Origin of the sequence: Ensifer sp. SSB1 (assembly GCF_016652895.1) — a bacterium.
Classification (GTDB): Bacteria; Pseudomonadota; Alphaproteobacteria; order Rhizobiales; family Rhizobiaceae; genus Ensifer.
In genome coordinates this window covers 10591-31215 of sequence record NZ_JAEPRP010000043.1, presented here as the reverse complement: position 1 = coordinate 31215, position 20625 = coordinate 10591, and the positions used below count along the sequence as shown (strand labels likewise).

Sequence of the window (20625 nt, the reverse complement as noted above, 5' to 3'; positions counted from 1 at the left end):
GCAGATGAGCGGGCGCCGAACCAAGACAGGTTCACGCAAGGCCCGCTTCCTAGTGTCGCCACAACAAGGAAATGAGGATCCGATATGAGTCTCTATGGCAGCATGAGAACGGGCGTCTCCGGTATGAACGCCCAGTCCAACCGTCTGGGCACCGTCGCTGAAAACATCGCGAATGCGAACACGACGGGTTACAAGCGTGCCTCCACCGAGTTCTCGTCGATGATCCTGCCTTCGGGCGGCGGCAACTACAATTCCGGCGGTGTCGAGACCCAGGTACGCTACAGCATCTCGCAGCAGGGTGGCACGAGCTATACGACCTCGGCCAGCGACCTTGCCATCAACGGCGGCGGCTTCTTCATCGTCCAGGGCAATGGCGGCCAGAATTTTCTGACGCGCGCCGGCTCCTTCGTCCCGGACAAGGACGGCAACCTCGTCAACACCGCCGGCTACAAGCTGATGGGCTACGAATACAAGGCCGGCGCCGACCCGACGGTCGTCGTCAACGGCTTCGACGGCCTGACGGAAGTCAAGCTCAAGGACGAGGGCCTTGTCGCCTCGGGTTCGACCAAGGGCGCGATGGAAGCGAACCTTCCGTCGGGTGCTGCGGTCGGCGACGAATCGAAAACGTCGCTCGTCGTCTATGACAGTCAGGGCAACACCCGCATCCTCGATTTCGTCTACGAGAAGACGGGCCCGAACGCCTGGTCTCTCGAAGTCCGCGACCGCGACACCTACGCCGCCGGTCCTCCGGCGACCGGTGTACTCGGCACGCAGACGATGACTTTCGATGCGGCCGGCAAGCGCATCGGCGCAACGCCAGCGACTTTGACGACATCGGCTATCACAGGTCTACCCGGCACGGGCGCCAACCTCGGTGCGCTGACGATTGACACGGCGAAGACGACCCAGCTCGGCGGCGATTTCACCAGCAGCGGCGGCGGCATCGACGGCAGCAAGCCGAGCAAGATGTCGGGCTTCGAGATCGACAAGGAAGGCATCGTCTACGTCAAGTACGGCGACGGCAACCTCATTCCGAAGTTCCGCATTGCACTGGCGACTGTCCAGAGCCCGGACAAGCTTCTGCCGGAGTCGGGCAACGTCTACTCGCAGGGTACGGATTCCGGCGTCATCGTCACCGGCTTCGCGGGCTCCGGCGCCTTCGGCAACATCCAGTCCAAGGCGCTTGAGAACTCCAACGTCGACATCGCCAACGAACTGACCTCGATGATCGAGGCACAGCGCAACTATACGGCAAACTCCAAGGTGTTCCAGACTGCCTCGGACCTGCTTGACGTCCTCGTCAACCTGAAACGGTAATTGAAAGAGATACGGTCCGCGTCATGTCGCTGTCCTCCGCAATATCCATCGCACAGCAGGCCTTCAGCAACACGGCGCAGCAGACCGCGACCGTGTCGAAGAACATCGCGAATGCGGGCAATGCGGATTATTCGCGTCGTCTCGCGCTCCTAGGCAGCACTCCGAACGGTGCGCAGGTCGTATCCATTTACCGGGCTCAAAACGAGGCGCTGCTCAAGCAGAGCATCGCCAGCATCGGCGAAGCATCGGGCCAGGCCCGGCTTCGCGACGGGCTGGAACTGCTGAAGTCGGCGCTCGGCGGCAACAATTATGAGACCGCGCCGTCGAAGCTGCTGTCCGATTTCCGCAACAGCCTGCAGACCCTGGCTGCAACGCCCGGGAACAAGACGATCGCCGCGACGGCGGTTTCCGATGCGCAGGATCTCGCAGACTCGCTGAACAAGACCTCCGCCACGGTGCAGGATCTGCGCAAGGATGCCGACAAGGAAATCGCAATAGAGGTCGACAAGCTGAACAGCCTGCTGGCCGACTTCGAAAAGGCCAACAACGCCGTCAAGTCGGCGACGGCCCAGGGCGGCGACGCCAGCGACGCGCTCGACCAGCGCGACAAGATCCTGAAGCAGGTTTCGGAGATCATCGGCATCTCCACCGTCACGCGCGGCAACAGCGATACGGTGATCTTCACCACCGACGGCACGGTGCTTTTCGAGAACATTCCGCGTCAGGTGACGTTTGCCCCGACGACGACGTTCGACGCGACCGTTACCGGCAACAAGATCTTCGTCGATGGCGTGCCGATCGCCGCCGGAACCGGTGCGGACACGACCGCCAAGGGCAAGCTCGCAAGCCTGGTGCAGCTGCGCGACGACATTGCGCCGAAGTTCCAGTCGCAGCTCGACGAGATCGCACGCGGCCTGGTCGAGCTCTTCAAGGAAGGCAACCCGCCGGCAATTCCCTATCAGCCCGGCCTGTTCACCTGGGGAAGCGCCGGTGTCCCGCCAACGGGTACGGTCGTGCCCGGCCTGGCGTCGAAGATTACCGTCAACGCCATGGCAAAGGCGAACCCGCTGCTGCTGCGTGACGGCGGTTTCAATGGCGTGGTCTCCAACCCGGGTGGCGCCGCAGATCCCAGCCCCGGCTATACCGCGCTGCTCGACGGCTTCATCAACAAGATGGGCGAGAACATGTCGTTCGACCCGTCGACGGGCCTCGACAGCAACAGCAGCTTGCTGAATTTCTCGACCGGTTCGGTCGGCTGGCTGGAACAGACGCGCAAGACGGCCTCGACCGCTGACGACAACAAGCAGGCAATGCTCGCCCGCACCCAGGAAGCGCTCAGCAAGCAGACGGGCGTCAGCATCGACGAGGAACTGTCGCTGCTGCTCGATCTCGAACAATCCTACAAAGCATCGGCCAAGCTGGTCAGTACCGTGGATGCCATGATGGCAGCCCTTATGGAAGCCGTGAGGTAATCATGAAGACGTCCTACGTTTCTAATCTGGCGATCCAGAGCGCAATGCGCCTGACGATCCAGCAGAACCAGTCCGAACTGCTGAAGCTGACCCAGGAGCAGACCACCGGCCGCCACTATGACGTCGGCCTGGCACTTGGTGCGACGGCGTCGCGTTCGCTCAACCTCCAGCGCGAGCTGGACCGGCTGAACTCGATGAAGAGCACGAACTCGGTCGTGACCCAGCGCCTCTCCGGTTCGCAGGGCGCGCTCGAGACCATGGCGAAGGCCGCGGAAAAGGTGCGCGACACGCTCGTCACCTACAAGGGCAACGATGCGGCCAGCCAGTTGAAGATCCAGAAGACCGAGATCATGGGCGCGCTGCAGACCTTCACGGCTGCCGCCAATACCTCCTTCAACGGCGAGTTCCTGTTTTCGGGCATCAACACCGATGCCAAGCCGGTTGCTGACTACGACACGACACCGTCGTCTGCCGCCAAGACTGCATTCGATAACGCCCTTTCGACCTTCATGGGCGCACAGGTTCCGCCGCTGACCGGCATGGACCAGTTCTCGGTCACGCAGATGCAGGACTTCATCAAGAACACGGTCGAACCGATGTTCACCGGGTCGGACTGGGATGCCAACTGGTCCGACGCTTCGAACCAGAACATGACGAGCCGGATCAGCGCCAGCGAAGTCATCGAAAGTTCGACCAACGCCAATACCAAGGGTTTCCGGATGTTCGCGATGGCAAGCGTGATTGCCGCTGAACTGATGGACAAGAACGTGACGCACGAGGTGCGCTCGGCCATTGGCGTCGCCGCCCTCGACTACGTGGAACAGGGGATAGCCGGGCTCAACGCGGAGCGCAGCTCGCTCGGTATCTCCGAAGCGCGCGTCAAGAAGGCGAACACCTCCATCGATGCGCAGCTCAAGCTCGTCAACACGCATGTCGCCGACATCGAAGGCGTCGATCCCATCGAGACATCGACCCGGATCAACACGCTAAAGGTGCAATTGGAAACCTCCTATACACTAACGTCGCGACTACAGCAGATGAGCTTGCTCAATTTCCTCTAGTATGGGGAACCGGACAAACATGAAGGATGTCTGAATGTACCAGTTTTCCTATGCCGAGATCATGGAGGACGGCGTTGCCGACTCCAAAAATCGAGAACGGCAGGTACTCGATCGCTCGATCGCGCTCATGGAAGCAGCGAAACAGCAGAAAGGGTACTCGAGAGAGGCCATCGAGGCCATCTACTTCACCCGACGCCTGTGGATCCGTTTCATCGAGGATCTGCGCGCTCCGGAGAACCAGCTCAACGAAGAGCTGCGCGCCAATCTGATTTCGATCGCCATCTGGATACTCAATGAAACGGAGAAGATCCGCAAACGCGAATCCTCCAACTTCCAGGGCATAATTGACATTACCACCATCATCAGGGATGGACTGAAATGAAGAGCACACTGCGTATTTCGCTGAAGTCGGGCGAACGGATCTTTGTTAACGGCGCGGTGCTTCGCGTGGATCGCAAGGTTGCCGTCGAATTCCTGAACGACGTAACCTTCCTGCTCGAAAACCACGTGCTGCAGCCGGAAGACGCGACCACGCCGCTGAAGCAGCTCTACTTCATCGCGCAGATGATCCTCATCAATCCGGAAGGTGCGGAACAGTCGACCGCCATGTTCCGCAAGTCGATCGTCATGCTGCTGAACTGCTTCAAGAACGAAGAGATCCTTGCCGAACTGAAGCGCGTCGACGGCCTGGTGACCAACGGCCGCGCCTTCGAGGCGCTGAAAGCGATCCGCGGCCTGTATGCGATCGAAGACCGCATCCTCAACACACAGGAAATCACGCCGGCTACGGTCGAGCAGATTCGCAAGGAGATCGCACCGTGGCGGTAGGCGGCGTCAACAACAACAGCTACACCCCGATCGTTTCGGGTCAGGATTCGTCCAATGACGCCAGCAAGGCGTCGCTCAACTACGAAAGCTTCCTGAAGCTCCTGGTCGCCCAGATGAAGAATCAGGATCCGACGCAGCCGATGGACGCGACGCAGCAGATCGCCCAGCTCGCCACTTTTTCGCAGGTGGAGCAGACGATCAAGACGAACAAGAACCTCGAGAGCCTTCTTCAGCGCACCTCGCTCAGCGAAGCGGACGCCGTCATCGGACGCACTGTCACCAGCGAAGACGGCAAGACCACTGGCGTGGTTAAGGAAGTGAAACTATACTCTGACGGAATCATTGCGGTGCTCGATAGTGGCAAGGAGCTCATTATCGGCCCGGGCGTCAAGGTGAAGTGACACAGTCATGAATGAGGCGGATGCCCTCGATATCGTACAGGCCGCGATCTGGACCGTGATCGTGGCCTCGGGCCCCGCCGTTCTCGCCGCCATGATTGTCGGCGTCGTCATCGCCTTCATTCAGGCGCTGACCCAGGTGCAGGAAATGACCCTCACCTTCGTCCCGAAGATCCTTGCGGTCATGATTACCGTTGCGGTGTCCGCGCCCTTCATCGGCGCCCAGATTTCCATCTTCACCGACATCATCTTCTCGCGCATCCAATCCGGCTTCTGATCCGCTCTCGCCGTTGGGGCACCCGGGCGATCGCTGTGAAACCCTCGCGCAAGCTTGGGCCGCTATCTCCGTTCCTATAGTGGGGCAGCGCGTGTGAATGCTGCCTTGTTCTCATGATGAGACGGAAGAGACATGGCACAACAAGCAGCGCTGATCATCCCGAAAGTCGCACCGAAGGGCCGGGACGTCGGCTTTGCGCTCGGGATCGTGGCGATCCTGTCGATCCTCTTCCTGCCCATTCCTCCGTTCCTGATCGATATGGGACTGGCGTTCTCGATCGCCTTTTCGGTGCTGATCCTGATGGTCTCGCTGTGGATCCAGCGTCCGCTGGAATTCTCCTCGTTTCCGACCATCCTGCTGATCTCGACCATGGTGCGCCTGGCGTTGAACATCGCCACCACCCGCGTCATCCTTTCGCATGGACATGAGGGTCACGGTGCTGCCGGCGGCGTCATCTCGGGCTTTGCCAGCCTCGTCATGTCCGGCGACTTCGTCATTGGTCTGATCGTCTTCCTGATCCTGATCACCGTGAACTTCATCGTCATCACCAAGGGTGCGACGCGTATCGCCGAAGTCGGCGCGCGCTTCACCCTCGATGCGATCCCCGGCAAACAGATGTCGATCGACGCCGACCTTTCGGCCGGCCTGATCGACGAGAAGGAAGCGCAGCGCCGCCGCCGCGAGCTGGAGGAGGAAAGCTCCTTCTACGGCGCGATGGACGGTGCCTCGAAGTTCGTGCGCGGCGATGCGATCGCCGGCCTGATCATCACTGCCATCAACATCTTCGGCGGCATCATCATCGGTTATCTCCGCCACGGCATGCCGATCGGAGAAGCGGCCGACGTCTTCGTCAAGCTTTCGGTCGGTGACGGTCTCGTCTCGCAGATCCCGGCGCTGATCGTTTCGCTGGCCGCAGGCCTGCTCGTGTCGCGTGGCGGTACTTCGGGTTCGACCGACCAGGCCGTCGTCGGCCAGCTCGGCGGCTATCCGAAGGCGCTCATGGTCGCCTCGGCACTGATCATCCTTCTGTCGGTTGTACCCGGCCTGCCGTTCCTGCCTTTCGCCGTTCTTGGCGGCGGCATGGCATTCCTGAGCTGGCTCGTGCCGCGCCAGATCGAGGCGGCAAACGTTGCCCGCCGTGCGGAGGAAGCGGCCAAGGTCCAGCAGACCAAGGAAGGCGAGGCGGACTCGGTCAAGTCGGTACTGAAGACCGCCGAAATCGAACTTCTTCTCGGCAAGCAGGTCTCGACCCGTCTGCTCGGCGCACACCAGGAGCTTGCCTTCCGCGTCGGCAAGATGCGCCGCAAGTTCGCCGGCCAGTACGGCCTCGTCATTCCGGAAATCAAGGTGTCCGACGACATCAGCATTCCGGACAAGGCCTACCATATCCGCATCCACGGTACGACGATCGCCTCGAATACCGTGCGGGTTGGCGAAGTTCTCGTTGTCACCGGCGGCGGCCGCCGGCCGAGCGTGCCCGGAGACGAGATTCGCGAACCGGCCTTCGGCATGCCGGCCGTCTCGATCCTCGAAACCTTCACGGAAGATCTGAAGCGCGAGGGCTTCCACCCGATCGACAACGTCTCGGTGGTGCTGACGCATTTGAGCGAAGTCATCCGCAACAACCTGCCGCACCTGCTTTCCTACAAGGACGTGAAGGTGCTGATCGAACGGCTCGATCCGGAATACCGCAAGCTCGCAGACGAGATCTGCACCTCGCACATGTCCTATTCCGGCCTACAGGCCGTGTTGAAGCTGCTGCTTGCCGAGCGCGTCTCGATCCGCAACCTGCACCTGATCCTCGAAGCGGTCGCCGAACTCGCCCCGCATGTGCGCAAGACTGAGCAGATCGTCGAGCACGTGCGCGTGCGCATGTCGCAGCAGCTGTGCGGCGACCTTGCCGACAACGGCGTCCTGCGTGTGCTGCGGCTCGGCAACAAGTGGGATATGGTTTTCCACCAGGCGCTGAAGCGCGACGCCAAGGGCGAAGTCGTCGAGTTTGACATCGACCCACGCCATCTCGAAGAATTCAGCGAACAGGCGACGAAAGTTATCCGTGAACATCTCGATCGCGGCATGCCCTTCGTGCTGGTAAGTTCGCCCGAATCCCGCTCTTATGTTCGCATGATCATCGAGCGTCTCTTTGCCACATTGCCCGTGCTCTCGCATGTCGAGCTTGCCAAGGGCCTCGAGATCAAGATCATCGGCTCTGTTTCATGATCACCGACCCGGAGGGTACGGTGCTGGCGCTGTTCGCGGCCTTTTGCCGGATCGGCGGCTGTATCATGATCATGCCGGGGTTTTCGACGGCGCGCATTCCCATGCAGGTCCGGCTGTTCATCGCGGTGGCGATATCCATGGCGATCCTGCCGGTGATGTGGACCGATATCTATCCGCAGGTGACCGGCAAGGGGCACACCTATATCTACCTGATCGCAGCCGAGACCCTGGTTGGCGTCGTCATGGGCCTTGTTGCCCGCTACTATGTTCTGGGCCTGCAATTCGCCGGCTCGGCGATCACGATGCTGATGGGCTTCAGCCCTCCGCCCTCGTCTGATGTTCTTGAAGACACGCCGGAAAACCAGCTGACGAGCCTGATCAGCTTTGCCGGACTGATGGTGCTCTTCATGCTCGACTTCCACCATGTGATGTTCGAGGCGATCGTCCAGTCCTATCGCGCCATGCCGATCGGCACGGCCTTCGACCCCCAGGGCGTTCTGATCACGCTCACGGATTCGCTGACGCAGACCTTCATGATCATGCTGAGGCTCGCCAGTCCCTTCATCATTTATGGCCTGCTTTTCAACGTGGCGATCGGCATGGTGAACAAGCTCGCGCCGCAGATCCCGATCTACTTTATCTCGCAGCCCTATCTGATCATGGGCGGCATGTTCCTGCTCTATCTCGGGATCGCAGCAATGCTGCGGCTGTTCGGCGACGGTTTTGCGCCGGTCATGCAGGGAGGATAGCGGGATGAAGACGCGTTCGCAGAAGCTGAAGCGCCTGGTGGCCGTCCAGCGCCATCTCGAGCAGATGGCGGAGGCCGACTATGTCGAGATGGTGCGCCAGCGCGAGGTTCTGGCCGACACGATCGATGTCGTCGTCGATGCCATGGGCTCGGCCCATCCGATGCACCGCATGTTCTCCGGCCACTACTCCTCTCAGGTGGGGCGTTTGGTGCAGAAGGATCAGATGTTGCACGGCATCCAGCAGACGCACGAAGCCCGCATGCTGAGGGAACGGGCAAAGGCCGACCGGCTCGAGGAAAACATGAAGGAGGCCCGGCAGTCCGAAGACCGCGAAGAGGCCGACAACGCCATCTACGACCTGATCGATCAACACGTTACCGGGCAGGCGCCAGCTTCCCGTAAGGTTGACGGGCGATAGTAGGTCATCCGGGGATGCTCCGACAACGGAGCGATGCCGGTCCGACATTGCCTTTATGCACCGACCTTGGTCGCTGCAGGCTCGATTTGAGAGGATTCGTCATGGCCATCTCTCCGCCCAGCGATCTGGTGATGGATGTCGTGCGCGCCGCCGACCCGACCGAAGTGCAGGAGGCGCAGGCGCGGCTGAAGGCCAACCGTGCCGCCTTCCAGGCGACGAGCCTTGCGGAAAACGGCAACGGCTTCACCGCCGCCGTCAACATCCTCAATTCGTCCGAAGGGTCGACCGGGCTCGGCGATATCAACAACCGCGTCGAACATAAGAAGATCCCTGAAACCTATCGCAAGTTCGAGGCCATGGTGCTGCAGAACTTCGTGAAGTCGATGTTGCCGACCGACAGCGAGAACGTGTTCGGCAAGGGCAACGCCGGCGATATCTGGAAGAGCATGATGGCCGAACAGATCGGCGACGTGATTTCGAAGAGCGGCGGCATCGGCATTGCCGATCAGCTGGCGAGCGGCAGCGCGACCGACCGGGTCCAGGCTTCGCTCGACGGCAACAGCCGGAACCTCGCCGCAAGCCTCGTGCAGGAATACGAGCGCAAGACGCTGACCGGCTTTTCGACTGACGACGACAAGAACAAGCAAGCTTAATTGGGAGTTGATTGATGGAAGCTGTGGCATCCAATGACGTCCGGATCCAGAACGTGCTCGGGCGACTGGAAATGATCCTCGACAACGAGAACAGCCGCATCGGTACCGACCCGGAATTCGATATCAAGACGTCGAACGCACACAAGAGCCGTTGCCTCTACGAACTGACGATGTTGCATCGCGACATGCTGCCGGGCGAGCCGTCGACGACGTTCTCCTCGCACGCACGCCATCTGCGCGACAAGCTCGCGATCAACTCGCAGAAGGTCGAAGCGCATCTCGAAGCGGTTCGCTCCGTCGTCGATCTCCTGAAGACGGCCGCACAGGATGCCGATGCGGACGGCATCTATTCCGAAGCGCAGTTCCGCTATAGCGATTTCTGATGCTGAAGCTCATTCTCACCGGGGTCTGGGTTTGCGCGGTTACGCTCGGATCCGTCTATTTCTCGATGCAAAGCGCTTCGGCGCCCGTCGTCCCGGACGGCGAGGCTGCCCGGCGCGCATCGGAGCAATATGTTCCCGGTGAGATGATCACTATTCCGGTGATCAATGAAGGCTCCGTTCAGGGCTATTTCCTCACGAAGCTCTCCTTCTCCGCGACCAAGGAGGGGATCAACAACCTTCGTGCGCCGCTCCGCCAGATGGTCACCGACGAGCTTTATGATCTGCTCGTCGGCTCCAGGTTCATCGATGTTGCCGATACCGGCACCTTCGATCTGCCGACCTTCAAGTCCACGGTGAAGGACGGCCTGAACAAGAAGCTCGGCGGAGAGGTGATTACCGAGGTGCTCGTCGAGCAGCTGGAATACCTCACCAAGGATGACGTCAAGCGCGTCGCCAACAGCCAGAACGTGCCACGCCAGAAGCCGGTTCCGATCGTCGACAAGAACGGCAATGTCGCCAGCGACAAATTGCCGGAAGGCGCCGTCAAGGCAAGCAGCGCGCACTGACCGGACAAAAAAAGCGAGCGCCTGTCCGCTCGTTTTCCGCTTTCGATCATCTCAACTTGACGTCACGCAATCCCGGGCGGAAACGCGCTTTTCGGAACGCCCGCTGCCGTCAGTTTTTCTCAGGCGTGCGGTACTGTTCGTTGACGAGGCCGAACTCCGCCATCAACCGGCCGATCGCCACGTAGAAGTGGTAGAGCCCGGCGCTTGCCAGCCCGCTCTTGCTCCAAAGTTCGATGCCGCGCGGGATTGACGCACCGAGCAGCGCCAGCGATTTGGCGAAGGTCCTCATCCGCCCACCGAAGCTCGGGTCGCGTCGATGCTCCAGCATCGTCGAGATCGCGCCGTTGCGCAGGCTCCGCGCCCGGATCCAGGATGCGCTGGTGCGGCGTGCCGGCACTGTCTCGGCGACCCAGGCATCCGCTGCCCAGGCAAAACAGAACCCCTGTTCCTTGCTGCGGCTGTAGAAATCCGCATCGCCGCCGCCGATGAAGTTGAATGCCGGGTCCAGGAACGGCTGCGGCATCGCGTCGAGCACCGATCGGCTAACGAGCACATTGCCGGAGGAATAAAGGATAGGCACGGGTCCCGTCGTGTCATAATGAGGCGTAAAGACCGGATGGCGTTTCCATTTCTGCCCGCCGTCGCCCTCGAAGACCGGGAGCTGCGGCCCGCCGACCATGTCGGCACCGGTCGTTTCCTGTACCGTGATGAGGCAATCGAGCCATTCGGGGGCTGCGACCTCGTCGTCGTCGATGATCGCGATTGCCTTGAGGTTCGGATAGGTTTCGAGCGCCATCGACCAGCCGGCATTGTAGGCATGGCAGTTGCCACGTTGATGCGCGACGATGACGATCGATTCCGATGGATGGCCCAGGAAGAAGTCCTTGGCGGCCTGAGCGCCGGCCAGTCCCTCGTTGTCATTCTCCACGACAACCGTGGCGAATGAGATGTCAGGCCTTTGGGAAACAATGGTTTTCAGCGTCTTGACGACATGCTCCGGCCGACGGAACGTCGGCAGCACGACGACGAGGTCGATGTCGCCGGCATCTTCCAGTTCTGTCCGGAAGTAGACGGAAATATCCTGGCCGGTCGACGTCATGGCGAAACCTGTGCAAGCAAAATTGACGCGCAATACAACAAATCTTCCTAAACAGATGCTGAACCCGGACGGCAGATTTTGAAAGGGGGCTTTAAGTGCTCTTTCACCCCATGCTGTTAAAGAGGGGGCCAGCTCCATTCATGACGTGTGGCAAAATGCATCTTGTCCTGGTTTCCTCGCTCGTTCCCGTCGCCAATCCGGCGTCCGGCTTCGACATCGCCAACCGGGCCGTGCTCGACGGCTTGCGCGCACTCGGCCACAGGGTCAGCGTGATAGGTTTTCTCCAGCCCGGACGTACGCCGGCGCTCGATTGCGAGATGCATCTGCTCGGCGAGCTCGAGGTCACCAACGCCAAGGTCGGTACGCTCCAGAAGCTGCGCTGGCTCGGGACCGCTTTCCTCAACCGCACGTCGGTTTCATCCGGCAAGATGCTTACGGCAAGAGCGAACCGGATCCAGTCGATCCTCGACAGCCTTGCCCCGTTCGATGGGCTGGTGCTCAACTCGGTGCAATTGCCGGCCGCCTTCGCGCAGGTCTTCAGGCCCTATCCGTCGGTCTATGTTGCCCACAATGTCGAAGCAGATTCCGCCTTCGAAAGTGCAGAGCGGGCAAATGGCACCCTTGAGCGCTTCCTCTTCCGGCGTGAAGCGCAATATCTCGAATACTACGAACAGCACCTGGCGCAGAATGCGGTCGCCGTCTGGACCTTCGCCGAAGCGGATCGTTTCGGTTTCGGCCGCGCCGTCAGTGAGCGGGCCTTCGTGCTGCCGCTGGTCACGGGTTGGGACGCGCCGGTGGCCCCGACCGGCGACCATGACCAGGACCTCCGCCACGATCTCGGGCTGATCGGCACGTGGAGCTGGCGGCCGAACAGACTGGGCCTCGACTGGTTCCTCACAGAGGTCGTTCCACATCTGCCGGAGGACATGACGATCGCGATCGCCGGTCAGATGGACGGGATGCCAACGGTCTCCCATCCCGGTGTCCGCTTCGTCGGGCGGGTACCGGACGCGCGCGCTTTCGTTGCGCAAAGTGCGATCATCCCGCTGATCAGCCGCGGCGGCACCGGCGTGCAGCTGAAGAGCCTCGAGACCTTTGAGCTCGGCATGCCCTGCGTGGCGACACAGGCGTCGTTGCGCGGCATCGAAGCCATTCCTGACAATTGCTCCGCTGCCGACGACCCCGCGGAATTTGCACGCCTTTTGGTCGAAAAGGTCGCAAAGGTGCGCGCCGGCGACCGTCAAAGGCTAGACGGCTCGGCCTTCCATCGCGCCCAGAAAGTGCGGCTGATGCGGGTGATGCGCAACGTGCTGGCGGGCCTTGCGCCGGCGAGCGTGGCAGAGGGGCCGTCACCGCCGCCGGATTTGACGATCCATGAAGGGGGACGGTCGTGAGCAATGCCGTTGCCGCAAACAACGTCCCTCTGTCGCGACGTCTGATCCTCGGAATGCCCGTGGTCGATCTCGGCTGGGCAAAGGCTTTCGCCTTTGCTGCCGAGGCGCTTTCGCGGCCAGGCGGGCAAACGATCCTTGCCTTCCTCAATGCCAACAATGCCAACCTGATGATGCGCGACGGTGAATACCGTGCGGCGCTGGCGCGCCAGGTCGTCTTTCCGGATGGGCATGGCGTCGATATTGCCTCCTATCTTTTTTATGGGCGCATGTTTCCTGCCAATCTCAATGGCACGGACTTCGTGCCGGCACTGCTGACCTATGTTGAAAGGCCGCTGCGCATCGCGATGATCGGCGCGCGGCCCAAGGTACTCGCGCGTGCCGCCGAGAATTTTCGCGAGCATGCGCCGTGGCACGAGTTCCTGCCGGTTTCGGATGGTTTTTTCGACCGGGAACAATCCCGGGAGGTTCTCGCTGAAGTCCGCGCGCTGAAGGCCGATATCCTTTTGGTTGCCATGGGCAGTCCGGGCCAGGAGAAATGGGTCGATGCCCATGTCGGCCCCCAGGATGCCCGGCTCGTCATCACTGTCGGCGCACTCTTCGACTTCGTCGCCGAGGAGTTTCCGCGGGCGCCGAAGTTCCTGCGCCGGCTGCGGCTGGAGTGGTTCTTCCGCCTGGCGATGGAACCACGGCGCATGTGGCGCCGCTACGTGCTCGGAAACCCGCTTTTCCTGTGCCATGTGCTCTGGCACAAACTGTCGGGACGTTCGCGCGAGGCGATCGCCGACACCAGCCTTCGGACGGGAACATCGTGAACGGTCAGACGATGCGCACTGCAGTTGTCACGGCATCCTATGCCAACGATTTCGAACGCTGCCGGCTCATGTGCGAAAGCATGGACCGCAAGCTTCAGGGCGACTGGAAGCACTATCTGCTGGTCGCCGATTTCGACGTTGCGCTCTTCCGTCAGCTGGAGGGATCGCGGCGCGTGGTCGTCAGCGAGCGCGACCTTCTTCCCTGGTGGCTGCATCCGATTACGGATCCGCTGTCGGCCGGTCGCAGAAAGGTGTGGCTCAGCCCCTTCGGTCTGCCGCTCCGCGGCTGGCATGCACAGCAGCTTCGGCGCCTGGCGCTCGCGCGGCACATCGATGAGGCCGCAATGTTCGCGGTCGACTCCGATGTCGTCTTCCTGCGCGTCTTCGATCCTGCCAGTCTGTGGCAGGGAGAGCGGCTGACGCTCTACCGCAAGGACGGCGCGATCGACGCGCAGATGCGCTCCAACCACCTCGAATGGCTCGCCCATTCCGACCGGCTTCTCGGCATCGGCCCCTATCGCCTGCCGGCCAACGACTACATCAACACGCTGATCGCCTGGCGCACGGACAGCTGCCGGAAGCTGCTGGATCACATCGAAGCGCAGCACGGCCGGAATTGGGCGCGGGCAATCACACGCACGCGCGCCTTCTCCGAATGCACGATCTATGGCCGTTTCGTCGATGAGGTTCTCGGCGGGGAGGGGCATGTTCCTTCCGAGGCGGCGCTCTGCCACGTGCTCTGGTTCGAAGACAGTTACAGGCAGGATCTTTCCGGCCTCAGGGACTTCCTGAGGGATATGGAGCCCCATCAGATCGGCATCGGCGTGCAGTCCTTCGTCGGCCACGACCTCGACGACATCCGGCGGGCGATCGTCGAACTCGCCGCCTGAGGGCCGGCCATCGTCAGATGACGCGTTCGGCGGGCTTTCTCAGGGCCGTATAGGTCAGCACGAAAGACAGAGTGTAGAGCGCGAAGAAGATCGCGTTGAGCGAAGGTGCCCATGCGGCGACATCCGTCGTTGTGCGCAGCAACAGCACCAGCAGCCCCACCTTGAACACGCCGGCAATCAAAAGGTTGAGCATGCGCCGCACCGTCCGTCCCGTCGCATAGAGCAGCTCGGAGTGGTACTCGATCAGGTTGCGGAACGAGGGAACGAGAAGGATCATCGCGACGATCGGGGCGGCCGCCGAAACGTTGCGTCCAAGGCCGTTCGGGAAGATCCAGAGGTAGGCAGCCATCGCGGCGATGGCTGCGAACGAGGCTAGTGCGACCAGCAGCTCGATCGACAATCTGGTGCGCCAGCGCGCGATCGACCCGGGTGTGCGCATGATGCGCTGGACGAGCAGCGTGTTGAACGATCGCACCGGCAGCGCGGTCAGGTCCGCCAGCCGCATCAGGATGGCATAGAGGCCGGAGACCGCCGGGCCGCCGATGGCAAGAACCGCGATCTTGTCGAACTCCGACTGGATGTAGAACAGCACCTCGGCACCGGCGACGGATACGGAATCCGCCCAGCGCCGGTAGTAGAGCCGGGGCTGCCAGCGCAGCCGGACGCGGGGGTAGAACCAGAAGAGCGCGACGACGAGGCCAAGTGCATTTGCAACCAGGTAGAAGTAGGACCAGGCCTCGAGCGTCTTTAAGGATAGAAGTGCAAAGAGCAGCGCCGCGCCGGTACGGATCGCTGTGCCGATGACCACGAGCAGCGCTCCGCGCCCGAAACGACCTAGGCCGTTGAGCACGATGACGGCGATTTCCAATCCGCGCCAGCAGATGATTTCAGCCAGCATGAAGGCAGAAAATGCGCTCGCCGTCATGTCCCGGGAAAAGAGCACGATGAAGGTGACGGCGCAGATGACGGCGATCAACGGCAGCGACAGCACCGCGCCGACCAGAAAGCCGGCACTGTAGGTCCCGACCAGCAGGGGTTTCACAGTCGCGACCCGATAGAGCGGCGACATGAAGCCGAAGGCGAGCACACGCGAGATCATGATGCCGGCGGCCGATGCTGTGGCGAACAATCCGAAGTCGGCGATGGCAAGCGTGTTTGCGACGGCGATGAAATAGACGAGCGACAGCACGAGCCGCCCTGCCGAACCTCCGGTCATGGAGAGGTAGGCGTGGATCAGCGCCTGGTGGCGGAGATAAAGCGCTTTGACGCGATGAGGCACGGCCGGCATCCCGATAGGCGTTTTCCTTCGAGGCCGACGGAAGCGCTCTATCTCCTTGTTTTCACGCGGTTCCAAGCGCAGGGCATGCTACCCATTCCGCAGGAATTGCTCTTGCCTTACCTCATAGACGGGAAAGCTTAATAAGGCATGAGATCGGTGCGTTTGCATGCATGCGCGCACGGAAGTTAACTATTTGTTTTCCATGTTTCCTTAGGTTGGCTTCACTATTCGGAATTCGCCGTTTCGGCAGCCGCGGGATCAGTCATGTTCAACATCGACGACGAGAAACGCCCGGTTCCGCGTGCATCGTTGCTCGATTTCGTAGCCGAGGACACGCGCGGTTCCGCGCGCGCAAAAAAAACTCGCGCAGCCGGCGCTTCCGCAACCAATTCTTCTTTGCTCAATCGCCCGTCCGCGGCCGCAGGGTCGGCTGGCCATTCCAGTGCCCGCGCCGTAGCGCAGCCGCAAATCGGCGGCAAAACTGCAAAGGAAACCAAAGGATCGGCCAGGCATCGTCGCACCTTGAGCGGCATGGGCGACCGGCTGGTGCGCTGGTTGGCCGACGGCCAATCGGACGATACCCAGGCAGCATCCACGCCGGCCGCCGGGAATTCGAGCGATCGTCCCCTCGTCGATATCAAGACCGTCCTGCGCTCGGTCTGGCAGCTCCGCAAGATCATCATCGCGACGACTGCGCTCGGCGCCGTGGGCGGCGTTCTCATCGCGCTTTCGACACCCAGCATCTACGTCGCCGAAAGCAAGCTCTATGTCGATCCGCGCGAGGTGCGGCTGACGGATTCCGATCTGTCGAAACAGTCGCTTGCGACCGAAGGCATTCTCGCGCTCGTCGACAGCCAGCTCGAAGTGCTGCGTTCGCGCACCGTGATGGAGAAGGTTGCTGCCAGACTGGATCTCGAGAGGGATCCGGAGTTCGCAGGCAAGGGCAGCGGCGACGCATCCGCCCGTGTGCTGAAAAAGCTGGGCGAGGCGGTCCAGGTCTGGCGCGATCCGAAGACCTTCATCGTCACGGTCGAGGCGCAGACGCGCAACCCTGAGAAGTCGGCACTGATCGTCAACCGGCTGGTCGAAACCTTCCTCGGTGAGGAAACCGCAGCCCAATCCGGTTTCTTCCAGAAGACGACGGTGGCGCTCGATGCGCGGATCAAGGAGTTGAAGGCCGAACTCGATGCGGCCGAGAAGGCTGTTGAGGACTACAAGGCGATCAACGACATCGTCGGCGCCGGCGGTGAACTGATCGCCGACAAGCAGCTTCTGAGCCTCAGCGACCAGGTGGCCGCGGCCCGCAACCGCATCGCTGAGGCAAAAGCCAAGGCTGAAGCGTCGGGCAAGGTGCAGCTGAACGATGTCCTGACGGGTGCCTATCCGGAGGAAATCAGTTCGCTGGCGCTCTCCGAACTGCGCAAGCAATATGCCGCAACCAGAGCGCAGCTGAGCGCGCTCGACGCGAGCCTCGGACCACGCCACCCGCAAAGGATCGCGGCCCAGCAGGCGCTGGAAGCCTCACGCTCCGAGATCGGCAACGAACTGCGCCGCATTGCCGCCGCCGCCGGGACGGAGCTCGATCGCGCCCAGCGGACCGAGCAGGATCTCGTGCAGCAGCTTGCTGTGCAGAAGGCGCGTCAGATCGATTCGTCCGCCGAATTCGTCGAGCTTCGTGAACTGCAGCGAAAGGCAGCGGCAACCCGCCAAATCTACGAATCCTTCCTGAAGCGCGCCGGCGAAACGCGCGAAGAGGAAAAGCTGACGGCCAAGAACATCCGGGTGATCTCCAAGGCCGAGCCAGCGCTGCAGGCAAAGGGGCCCTCCCGCAAGATCATCGTGATTGCCGCTACCATGGCCGGGTTCTTCGCCGGCTTCGGCCTCGGCGTCCTGCTCGGCGTCTACCGCAGCATGCGCGGGCTGTTTGCCGGCCCTGGTGCGGGGCCGCAGCGCGATCAGGATCCGGAACCGCCGCAGCCCGAGGGTGACCCCAAACCCCCGCTGCGCAAGCAGCCGCCAGCCGATTCTGCTCCGGCCAAGGCCGACCTTCCGCCGCCGTTCAGCCCGGCGGCGCATCATGCCCAATCGCTGACGGCCGCTTACGCCGCCGCCCGCCGCGGCGAGTTGGCGGGTTCGTCGCTCCGGCACCCTCTGCCCCGTGCGGAACCGGAAAACGATAGCGACATCGCCAAGGTGCAGGAAGATCTTCGGGCGCTGAGGTCCCGCGTCGAGCATTACTCGCGTCAGAAGCTGGCGCACGGCTAGGCTATCGCCATCGCTCTCTCACGATTTTGAGCGAAGCCGTCGTCACCTCTCAGCTGTGAGAGGAAATCCCCCGTGGTGCAGCGAAACTTCGTCAACCTTGCTGGCGCCTCTTGCATTTATGCGTTTGGAACAGCATAGGGCGCTTTGAGGCCATCGCCTTTTCCCGGGCGAACTAGAGTGTGCCGCGTGAACAGGAAGCCAGGAGGAACATGCCGTGACGACTGTGATTGATGGCAAAAAAGTCGCCGCTTCGGTGATCGAGGCTGTGAAGGCCGCGACGAAGGCACTCGAGACGGATGCCGGTGTTCGCGCGGGCCTCGCGGTGGTGATCGTCGGCGACGATCCGGCAAGCCACGCCTATGTTTCCTCCAAGAGCAAGATGGCCAAGGAGTGCGGGTTCCTGTCGATCCAGCACACGCTGCCAGAGGCAACCACACAGGAAGAGCTCGCTTCGCTGGTCGCAAAGCTCAATGCGGATCCCTCCATTCACGGCATCCTCGTGCAGCTTCCGTTGCCGAAGCATCTGAACTCCGAGCCGATCATCCAGTCGATCCTGCCGGAAAAGGACGTTGATGGCCTGCACGTCGTCAACGCTGGCAAGCTGGCGACCGGCGATCTTGAAGGCGGTCTCGTCTCCTGCACGCCGGCCGGCGCCATGGTCTTCGTGCGCCAGACCCACGGCGAGGATTTGTCGGGACTGAACGCTGTCGTCATCGGCCGGTCGAACCTCTTCGGCAAACCGATGTCGGCTTTGCTGCTCGCTGCCAACGCGACGGTGACGACGGCGCATTCGCGCACCAAGGATCTGGCCGCCGTCTGCCGCAATGCCGATATTCTCGTGGCCGCCGTCGGCCGTCCGGAGATGGTGAAGGCCGATTGGGTGAAGCCCGGCGCGACGGTCATCGACGTCGGCATCAACCGCGTGCCGGCCCCGGAGAAGGGCGAGGGCAAGTCCAAGCTGGTTGGCGACGTCGCTTTCGCCGAGGCCGCCGATGTCGCAGGTGTCATCACCCCGGTCCCGGGTGGTGTTGGCCCGATGACGATCGCCATGCTGATGGCCAACACCGTGATTGCCGCTCATCGCAAGGCCGGCCGCAAGCCGCCCCGCTTCTGATTCCGGTTCACCTGGATTGAGGAGACGCGTCGCGATTGCGGCGCGTTATTTTTGCGGGGCGGGTCCGGTCGACGCGCGCACGATCAGTTCGGCGCGCCAGAGTTCCTGTTCCGGATAGTCGCCGCGTTTCAGGATGCCGCCGATCAGTCGCGTGGCGATCCGGGCGCCGGCTGCCCGAAGCGACGAGCGCGTCGTCGTCAGCGGCACGCTGAAATTCTCGGGCTTCAGCATCGGCAACACGTCGTCATGCGCAATCAGCGAGATATCCTCGCCGATCTTCAATCCTGCCTGATTGATCGCCCGGACTGCGCCGAGCGCCAGCACCGTACTGGAGCAGAGCACTGCCGTCGGCGGCTGCGCATGCTGCAGGAAGCGCTGCATGCTGCGGTAACCGTGCTCGTCCGTCATCAGCGAGTGCTGGACCAGGCCCTCGTCGGGCGCAAGGCCGTGTTCGGTGAGCGCCCGGAGCATTCCCTTCTGGCGACGGATGGAAAATGTCAGATATTCCGGGCCGTTGATCAGCGCGATCCGCTGGTGCCCGAGTTGAATGAGCAGCCGTGCCGCATCATAGAATGCAGCGGTGTTGTCGATATCGAGGAAGGGATAGTCCCGACTTTCGCCGATCGAGCGCCCGTGGACGAGAAAGGGGATCGACAGCGATTTCAGCATGGCGATGCGTGGGTCATTGGCGCGCATGTAGGCAAGGAACAAGGCATCGACATTGCCGCTTGCCGCAAGCCGCCGGAACGTCACTTCCTCGTCCTCCGGCGCGCTCGGATTGAGCACGAAATGGAAGTCGTGCTTGACCGCCTCTTCCGCGAGGCCCGCCAGGAATTCGCCGAAATGCACGTCGGAATCGATGCCGGGCGCAATCGGCATCACCATGCCGATGGAGTAGGCCTTGCCGGTGGCCAGCCGCTGGGCGGCACGGTTCGGCCTGTAGCCGGTATCGCGTACGGCCTGAAGCACGCGTTGGCGGGTCTCGGCATTCACTTCCGGATAGCCGTTCAGCGCTCGGCTGACCGTCGTCTGTGACAGGCCGAGTAGTTCCGCAAGTTGCTTGAGATTGACCGCCATGGTCAAGATTCCTCCCAAAGCGCTTTGGGTGCCCGTTTGATTTTTAAGTGTTTGTCCCAGCGCCTCGGGTTTGTGTAGCATCCGTTTTTCGAGCAACAAAGCGGAATTCAACCATTGCGCGGTGCAAAATGTTACCGCAAAGCACAAAACTGTCGCGGTTGGGACGGTGACGGGAAAGCTCTTGACTCCTCGCGTGTCGCAATGGTTTGTTAGCGAACTCAAAGCGCTTTGAATTTTTGCGCGTTGTCGTCTGCCCGGCGGGATCCGGGTTCATCTTGGGAGGAGAAGGACGTGAAGAGATCATTGCTGTTGGGCGTGGCGGCGTTTGCCCTCATTGCAGGTGCTGCCGGCGC

The 20625-nt window shown here is 61.8% G+C and carries 21 protein-coding genes; 18 read left to right on the top strand and 3 right to left on the bottom strand.

What is annotated here, in order from left to right:
- Window positions 1-84: 84 nt before the first annotated feature.
- The 13 genes from I8N66_RS13285 (at window position 85) to I8N66_RS13225 (ending at window position 10342) form a co-directional block, all read left to right on the top strand.
- Window positions 85-1317 (top strand): flagellar hook protein FlgE, encoded by a 1233-nt coding sequence (locus I8N66_RS13285; protein ID WP_113536415.1) that lies wholly within the window; start codon window positions 85-87, stop codon window positions 1315-1317.
- A gap of 23 nt (window positions 1318-1340) precedes the next feature.
- Entirely contained in the window at window positions 1341-2789 is a 1449-nt protein-coding gene (flgK, locus tag I8N66_RS13280) for a flagellar hook-associated protein FlgK (protein WP_113536414.1), read from the top strand.
- 2 nt (window positions 2790-2791) lie between these two features.
- On the top strand, window positions 2792-3850 hold the full coding sequence (locus I8N66_RS13275; RefSeq protein WP_291154339.1) for a flagellar hook-associated family protein: 1059 nt from the start codon (window positions 2792-2794) through the stop codon (window positions 3848-3850).
- A gap of 34 nt (window positions 3851-3884) precedes the next feature.
- Entirely contained in the window at window positions 3885-4232 is a 348-nt protein-coding gene (flaF, locus tag I8N66_RS13270) for a flagellar biosynthesis regulator FlaF (protein ID WP_034800744.1), read from the top strand.
- The gene (gene flbT / locus I8N66_RS13265) at window positions 4229-4678 is read left to right on the top strand and encodes a flagellar biosynthesis repressor FlbT (protein ID WP_034800746.1); all 450 of its coding nucleotides are present in this window, start codon (window positions 4229-4231) and stop codon (window positions 4676-4678) included. Before flaF ends, flbT begins: the two co-directional genes overlap by 4 nt.
- Window positions 4669-5079 (top strand): flagellar hook assembly protein FlgD, encoded by a 411-nt coding sequence (gene flgD, locus I8N66_RS13260; RefSeq protein ID WP_113536411.1) that lies wholly within the window; start codon window positions 4669-4671, stop codon window positions 5077-5079. The genes flbT and flgD overlap by 10 nt, the downstream gene beginning before the upstream one ends.
- 7 nt (window positions 5080-5086) lie before the next feature.
- On the top strand, window positions 5087-5353 hold the full coding sequence (gene fliQ, locus I8N66_RS13255) for a flagellar biosynthesis protein FliQ (protein WP_043624946.1): 267 nt from the start codon (window positions 5087-5089) through the stop codon (window positions 5351-5353).
- Window positions 5354-5485: 132 nt separating this feature from the next.
- Window positions 5486-7573 (top strand): flagellar biosynthesis protein FlhA, encoded by a 2088-nt coding sequence (gene flhA, locus I8N66_RS13250; protein WP_291154333.1) that lies wholly within the window; start codon window positions 5486-5488, stop codon window positions 7571-7573.
- Window positions 7570-8322, top strand: a complete 753-nt coding sequence (fliR, locus tag I8N66_RS13245) for a flagellar biosynthetic protein FliR (RefSeq protein WP_113536409.1) — start codon at window positions 7570-7572, stop codon at window positions 8320-8322. Before flhA ends, fliR begins: the two co-directional genes overlap by 4 nt.
- Before the next feature lie 4 nt (window positions 8323-8326).
- Window positions 8327-8740: a hypothetical protein gene (locus I8N66_RS13240; protein ID WP_113536408.1), complete on the top strand. Its 414-nt coding sequence runs from the start codon at window positions 8327-8329 to the stop codon at window positions 8738-8740.
- Window positions 8741-8841: 101 nt separating this feature from the next.
- Window positions 8842-9393 (top strand): rod-binding protein, encoded by a 552-nt coding sequence (locus I8N66_RS13235; RefSeq protein ID WP_113536407.1) that lies wholly within the window; start codon window positions 8842-8844, stop codon window positions 9391-9393.
- Window positions 9394-9407: 14 nt separating this feature from the next.
- Window positions 9408-9776 carry a hypothetical protein gene (locus I8N66_RS13230; RefSeq protein ID WP_113536406.1) on the top strand — a complete coding sequence of 123 codons (369 nt, stop codon included), beginning with the start codon at window positions 9408-9410 and terminating at the stop codon, window positions 9774-9776.
- On the top strand, window positions 9776-10342 hold the full coding sequence (locus tag I8N66_RS13225; RefSeq protein WP_113536405.1) for a hypothetical protein: 567 nt from the start codon (window positions 9776-9778) through the stop codon (window positions 10340-10342). Before I8N66_RS13230 ends, I8N66_RS13225 begins: the two co-directional genes overlap by 1 nt.
- Before the next feature lie 109 nt (window positions 10343-10451).
- On the opposite strand, the gene I8N66_RS13220 is transcribed toward I8N66_RS13225, so the two are convergent.
- Window positions 10452-11441, bottom strand: a complete 990-nt coding sequence (locus I8N66_RS13220; protein ID WP_113536755.1) for a glycosyltransferase — start codon at window positions 11439-11441, stop codon at window positions 10452-10454.
- A gap of 155 nt (window positions 11442-11596) precedes the next feature.
- Here I8N66_RS13220 and I8N66_RS13215 point away from each other — a divergent pair, with 155 nt between their 5' ends.
- From I8N66_RS13215 to I8N66_RS13205, 3 genes are read left to right on the top strand one after another with little or no spacing between them, the layout of a single operon-like run.
- On the top strand, window positions 11597-12835 hold the full coding sequence (locus I8N66_RS13215) for a glycosyltransferase family 4 protein (RefSeq protein ID WP_162768679.1): 1239 nt from the start codon (window positions 11597-11599) through the stop codon (window positions 12833-12835).
- Window positions 12832-13647: a WecB/TagA/CpsF family glycosyltransferase gene (locus I8N66_RS13210; RefSeq protein ID WP_291154330.1), complete on the top strand. Its 816-nt coding sequence runs from the start codon at window positions 12832-12834 to the stop codon at window positions 13645-13647. The genes I8N66_RS13215 and I8N66_RS13210 overlap by 4 nt, the downstream gene beginning before the upstream one ends.
- An 11-nt stretch (window positions 13648-13658) precedes the next feature.
- Complete coding sequence (locus I8N66_RS13205) at window positions 13659-14537, top strand: DUF6492 family protein (protein WP_113536753.1); 879 nt, start codon at window positions 13659-13661, stop codon at window positions 14535-14537.
- A gap of 13 nt (window positions 14538-14550) precedes the next feature.
- On the opposite strand, the gene I8N66_RS13200 is transcribed toward I8N66_RS13205, so the two are convergent.
- Entirely contained in the window at window positions 14551-15816 is a 1266-nt protein-coding gene (locus I8N66_RS13200; protein ID WP_291154329.1) for a lipopolysaccharide biosynthesis protein, read from the bottom strand.
- A 531-nt stretch (window positions 15817-16347) separates the two neighbouring features.
- Here I8N66_RS13200 and I8N66_RS13195 point away from each other — a divergent pair.
- Together I8N66_RS13195 and folD are read left to right on the top strand one after the other, a co-directional pair.
- Window positions 16348-18081, top strand: coding sequence for a GumC family protein (locus I8N66_RS13195; RefSeq protein ID WP_291154357.1), 1734 nt, complete (start codon window positions 16348-16350; stop codon window positions 18079-18081).
- A 214-nt stretch (window positions 18082-18295) separates the two neighbouring features.
- Entirely contained in the window at window positions 18296-19195 is a 900-nt protein-coding gene (gene folD, locus I8N66_RS13190) for a bifunctional methylenetetrahydrofolate dehydrogenase/methenyltetrahydrofolate cyclohydrolase FolD (RefSeq protein WP_113536401.1), read from the top strand.
- Between the two features lie 45 nt (window positions 19196-19240).
- Here folD and I8N66_RS13185 read toward each other — a convergent pair whose 3' ends face one another.
- Window positions 19241-20272 (bottom strand): substrate-binding domain-containing protein, encoded by a 1032-nt coding sequence (locus I8N66_RS13185; protein WP_113536400.1) that lies wholly within the window; start codon window positions 20270-20272, stop codon window positions 19241-19243.
- Window positions 20273-20625: the final 353 nt, after the last annotated feature.

Excerpts from the sequence above, each read along its gene's own strand:
- I8N66_RS13285 (WP_113536415.1), top strand. The coding sequence starts at position 85 with ATGAGTCTCTATGGCAGCATGAGAACGGGCGTCTCCGGTATGAACGCC.
- flgK (WP_113536414.1), top strand. The coding sequence starts at position 1,341 with ATGTCGCTGTCCTCCGCAATATCCATCGCACAGCAGGCCTTCAGCAAC.
- I8N66_RS13275 (WP_291154339.1), top strand. The coding sequence starts at position 2,792 with ATGAAGACGTCCTACGTTTCTAATCTGGCGATCCAGAGCGCAATGCGC.
- flaF (WP_034800744.1), top strand. The coding sequence starts at position 3,885 with ATGTACCAGTTTTCCTATGCCGAGATCATGGAGGACGGCGTTGCCGAC.
- flbT (WP_034800746.1), top strand. The coding sequence starts at position 4,229 with ATGAAGAGCACACTGCGTATTTCGCTGAAGTCGGGCGAACGGATCTTT.
- fliQ (WP_043624946.1), top strand. The coding sequence starts at position 5,087 with ATGAATGAGGCGGATGCCCTCGATATCGTACAGGCCGCGATCTGGACC.
- flhA (WP_291154333.1), top strand. The coding sequence starts at position 5,486 with ATGGCACAACAAGCAGCGCTGATCATCCCGAAAGTCGCACCGAAGGGC.
- fliR (WP_113536409.1), top strand. The coding sequence starts at position 7,570 with ATGATCACCGACCCGGAGGGTACGGTGCTGGCGCTGTTCGCGGCCTTT.
- I8N66_RS13240 (WP_113536408.1), top strand. The coding sequence starts at position 8,327 with ATGAAGACGCGTTCGCAGAAGCTGAAGCGCCTGGTGGCCGTCCAGCGC.
- I8N66_RS13235 (WP_113536407.1), top strand. The coding sequence starts at position 8,842 with ATGGCCATCTCTCCGCCCAGCGATCTGGTGATGGATGTCGTGCGCGCC.
- I8N66_RS13230 (WP_113536406.1), top strand. The coding sequence starts at position 9,408 with ATGGAAGCTGTGGCATCCAATGACGTCCGGATCCAGAACGTGCTCGGG.
- I8N66_RS13225 (WP_113536405.1), top strand. The coding sequence starts at position 9,776 with ATGCTGAAGCTCATTCTCACCGGGGTCTGGGTTTGCGCGGTTACGCTC.
- I8N66_RS13220 (WP_113536755.1), bottom strand. The coding sequence starts at position 11,441 with ATGACGTCGACCGGCCAGGATATTTCCGTCTACTTCCGGACAGAACTG.
- I8N66_RS13215 (WP_162768679.1), top strand. The coding sequence starts at position 11,597 with ATGCATCTTGTCCTGGTTTCCTCGCTCGTTCCCGTCGCCAATCCGGCG.
- I8N66_RS13205 (WP_113536753.1), top strand. The coding sequence starts at position 13,659 with ATGCGCACTGCAGTTGTCACGGCATCCTATGCCAACGATTTCGAACGC.
- I8N66_RS13195 (WP_291154357.1), top strand. The coding sequence starts at position 16,348 with ATGGGCGACCGGCTGGTGCGCTGGTTGGCCGACGGCCAATCGGACGAT.
- I8N66_RS13185 (WP_113536400.1), bottom strand. The coding sequence starts at position 20,272 with ATGGCGGTCAATCTCAAGCAACTTGCGGAACTACTCGGCCTGTCACAG.